Genomic DNA, 3,669 nt, shown 5'->3' on the forward strand with positions numbered 1-3,669 from the left:
TCGAGACCGAAGGGGACGGAGCCGAAAGAGACGAAGTTTTCGTTCTTCCCTTTCCAGTAGCCCGGCCAGTCGTGGCCGATCTCCGCCGAGCCCTTGCTGACCGCGTCGAAGGATTCCATGGCGCCGACCAGCTCGCCGGCCGAGAAGAGTTTGATTTCCAGACGGCCGCCGGAGGCGAGGGCGACTGAATCGGCGAAGTGCTGGGCCATGTCGTAGAAGAGCAGGCCCTTGGTCCAGGGCATGACCATCTTCCAGCGGATTTTCTCGGTGGAGGGTTTGATGGTCCGCAATTCCTTCTGGATCGCCTCGTGACGCTTGTCGGTGCCGAACTTCTCGCGCTGCTTCTTCTCCTGGGCGAAGGCGCTCGGCGCCAGGACCAGGGTGAGGGCGGTCAGCAGACCGACCAGCGACTTGATTCTCCTCATTGTCTGTCCTCCTTTGAACTTCGGGTTAACAGTTTGGCCGGCTAGGATCCTGCGACGGCCGCCAGGGTCAATTCGAAACGACTTGCCTTGAAAAACCCTTATAACCAAAAAACCAATTATTGGTAAGACCAATATGCATACCCTAGCCGAAGCTTTTTCCTTCGTCAAGAGAAAACAAACGGTGTTTTTTAAAAAATGCGCAATCCCCTGGATCGTATACGCTTTTTCCTGCGATCAGGCGGTATCTCGCGCAGAACCCAATCCGGCATGGTCCCGCTGGCGGCTGCGAATCTCCTTCAACTTGCGGGCGGCGCTTGCCTGGCTGATGCCTAAAGCTTCCGCGACCCGCCGCGTGGTGCCATACTGCCTGAGGGCCTGCAGAAGAATCTTCTGCTCCTGCTCAAACAACATCTCTTTCAGCGACAGGTCGTTCAGGCCGTCGCGCTGGCCCGGGGTCGGGGCGGCGTCCTCCCGGGTGATGGTTTCCTCGGGTGAGGTGACAACGAGCCGTTCGACCAGATTTTCAAGTTCGCGCACGTTTCCTTTCCAGGGTCGCGCGACGAGGTCGTTCACCAGTTCGCGGGAGAGTTCCTTGTAGGTCTGATATTTGCGGTTGAAGCGATCGGTGAAGTAGCGGATCAGCAGAGGGATATCCTCGCGCCGTTCGCGCAGTGCCGGCAGGCGGATGGGTACAACATTGAGACGATAGTAGAGGTCTTCGCGAAATTTACCCGCCGTCGCCAGGGCAGCGAGATCCTTGTTGCTGGCGGCGATCAGCCGCACGTCGACGGCAGTGACTTCCCGGCCGCCGACGCGGAAAAACTCCTTGTCCTGAATCACTCCGAGCAGCCTCGACTGCAGGTGCAGCGGCAGCTCGGATACCTCATCGAGAAAAATGGTGCCGCCATCGGCGGTCTCGAAAAGTCCTGCCTTGCCGCGGCGGTCGGCGCCGGTAAAGGCGCCCGACTCATAGCCGAAAAGCTCGGATTCAATCAGCGATTCGGGGATGGCGCCGCAGTTGATCTGCAGAAAAGGCTTGTCCTTGCGGTCGCTGGTACGATGGATCATCCTGGCAATCAGACTCTTGCCAACCCCCGACTCGCCGCTCAGCAGAATGGTCGAGCCGGTATTGGCGACCCGCAGAGCCAGGTCGATGGCGTGGGTCATCGGCGGACTGCAGGTGACGATGTCCTCCGCCCGCAGCAAACGTTCCCGGGCAGTATCTGCATCGATCTCGCGGTTGTAGTTGACGACCGTCAGATCCCAGATGGTGTTGATGACATAGCGGATAGCTCCCTGATCGTCAAAAATCGGCTTCCCCTTGACCAGCAGTTTGCGGTTGGTACGGGTCGAGTAGGTGGCGGTAACCGGCGTCTTGCGCTCGAGGACGAGCAGACTGGCCGAACCGCTGAAGTAGTTGTCCGGCCCGACCAGGTCGTAGAGGCTTCTGCCGGCCAACTCGGCGTTGCTGAAACCGGACATTTCCTCAAAAGTTCGATTGACCCCCACCGTCACCCCCCGGCCGTCGACAACGTAGATGCCGTTCTCGACATTGTCGAAGACGAGTTCCAGCAGTTCCTTGTCCATTGCGCGTGCCGTATCCCGGTTCACCTATAGCACTCCCTGCCCCGGGTGCAAGAAATCGGGGCTGATTTGAATCGGGCATGGTGGATGGTCTTTGGGCGCCGCCCGCGTGAGCGGCACCCGCCAGACTCAGGTCGCCGTCCAGCCGCAGTCCATGGTGATGCTGCTGCCGGTAAAGCAGGCAGCCTTGTCGGAGCAGAGATAGAGGACGAGTTCGCCGATTTCGCTCGGTTCGATCAGACGCTTGACCGCGGCGTTCTTCAGCATGATCTCTTCGACGACCTGTTCGGGCGGGATATTGTGGACCTTGGCCTGATCGGCAATCTGCTTGTCGACCAGGGGGGTGCGCACATAGGCCGGGCAGATCGAATTGACGGTGATGCCGAATTTACCCCCTTCGAGGGCGGCGGTCTTGGTCAACCCCGACATGCCGTGCTTGGCGGAGATGTAGGCGGATTTGAAGGGGGAGGCGACCAGTCCGTGTACGGAGTTGATGTTGATGATGCGCCCCCAGCCTGCCTCCTTCATCCCCGGCCAGACATACTTCATCAGACGGAAGGGGGCGGTGAGCATCAGGGCGATCATGAACTCCCACTTCTCCTCGGGAAACTCCTCGATGGGCGAGACATGCTGAATGCCGGCGTTGTTGACCAGGATATCGACCCGGCCATGTTTTGCCAAAGCGGCGTCGACCAGGGACCGGCAGTCGGCCTGCCGGCTGAGGTCGGCCTTGACGAAGAGAGCGCCGATCTTTCCGGCTTCGGCCTGGCCGGCCACCTCGTTGAGGTCGGCCATGACCACCCGGACGCCGCTGGCGGCCAGGGCCTGGGAGACGGCAAGGCCGATACCGCTGGCCCCTCCGGTGACGATTGCAGTGCGCTGGGTCATGGAATCCTCTTCAGTGGGTGATGAGATTGGCGACAATTTTCACCGGGCAGCCGGTCTTGCTCCTGACGTCGTCCAGGGTCGCGCCGGGGGCGAGTTCCAGCAGGGTGATCCCCTGTTCGGGGTCGACGCTGAAGACCCCAAGTTCGGTGACGATCATGTCGACGACGTTCTTGCCGGTCAGGGGCAGGGTGCAATCTTTCATGATTTTCGGGCTGCCGTCCTTGGCGACGTGGTCCATCATGATGATGATCTTCTTCACCCCGGAGACCAGATCCATCGCCCCGCCCGGTCCCTTGACCATGGCGCCGGGAATCATCCAGTTGGCCAGGTCGCCGAACTCGGAGACCTGCATGGCCCCCAGAACCGAGAGGTCGATGTGGCCGCCCCGCACCATGGCGAAAGACTCGGCGGAATCGAAGAAAGCAGCTCCCGGCAAAGCCGTCACGGTCTGCTTGCCGGCATTGATCAGGTCGGCATCCTCCCTACCCTCTTCCGGAAAGGGGCCGACGCCGAGCAGGCCGTTTTCAGCATGCAGGGTGACGGTGATGCTCTCGGGGATATAGTTGGCGACCAGGGTCGGCATGCCGATCCCGAGGTTGGCATACATGCCGTCCCTGAATTCCTGGCTGATGCGTCTGGCCTGCCACTCGCGGATCGGCGAAAAGCCCTTGATGGTCACCTTGCCGGCCAGGGTGCGCTGCTCGATCGGCTTTTCATAGCGGCCTCCCACCACGATGCGGTCCACATAGTTGCCCGGGGTATGAATCGCCAG

General features: G+C 60.6%; 4 protein-coding genes. All 4 read right to left on the minus strand.

Features of this window, described 5'->3' with window-relative positions; genetic code table 11:
• Window positions 1-425 (minus strand): TRAP transporter substrate-binding protein DctP (locus VD811_12540; GenBank protein ID HXV21806.1); only part of this gene is annotated, 425 nt, incomplete at its 3' end.
• A 234-nt stretch (window positions 426-659) separates the two neighbouring features.
• Entirely contained in the window at window positions 660-2,036 is a 1,377-nt protein-coding gene (locus VD811_12545) for a sigma 54-interacting transcriptional regulator (protein ID HXV21807.1), read from the minus strand.
• Between the two features lie 102 nt (window positions 2,037-2,138).
• Window positions 2,139-2,897, minus strand: a complete 759-nt coding sequence (locus VD811_12550; protein HXV21808.1) for a 3-hydroxybutyrate dehydrogenase — start codon at window positions 2,895-2,897, stop codon at window positions 2,139-2,141.
• 10 nt (window positions 2,898-2,907) lie between these two features.
• On the minus strand, window positions 2,908-3,669 hold a 762-nt coding region (locus VD811_12555; GenBank protein ID HXV21809.1), incomplete at its 5' end, for a 3-oxoacid CoA-transferase subunit B.

The sequence above is a fragment of the Desulfuromonadales bacterium genome (assembly GCA_035620395.1).
Taxonomy (GTDB): Bacteria; Desulfobacterota; Desulfuromonadia; order Desulfuromonadales; family DASPGW01; genus DASPGW01.

Bases quoted from the DNA above. Each gene is read 5' to 3' on its own strand.
- VD811_12550 (HXV21808.1), bottom strand. From the start codon at position 2,897: ATGACCCAGCGCACTGCAATCGTCACCGGAGGGGCCAGCGGTATCGGC.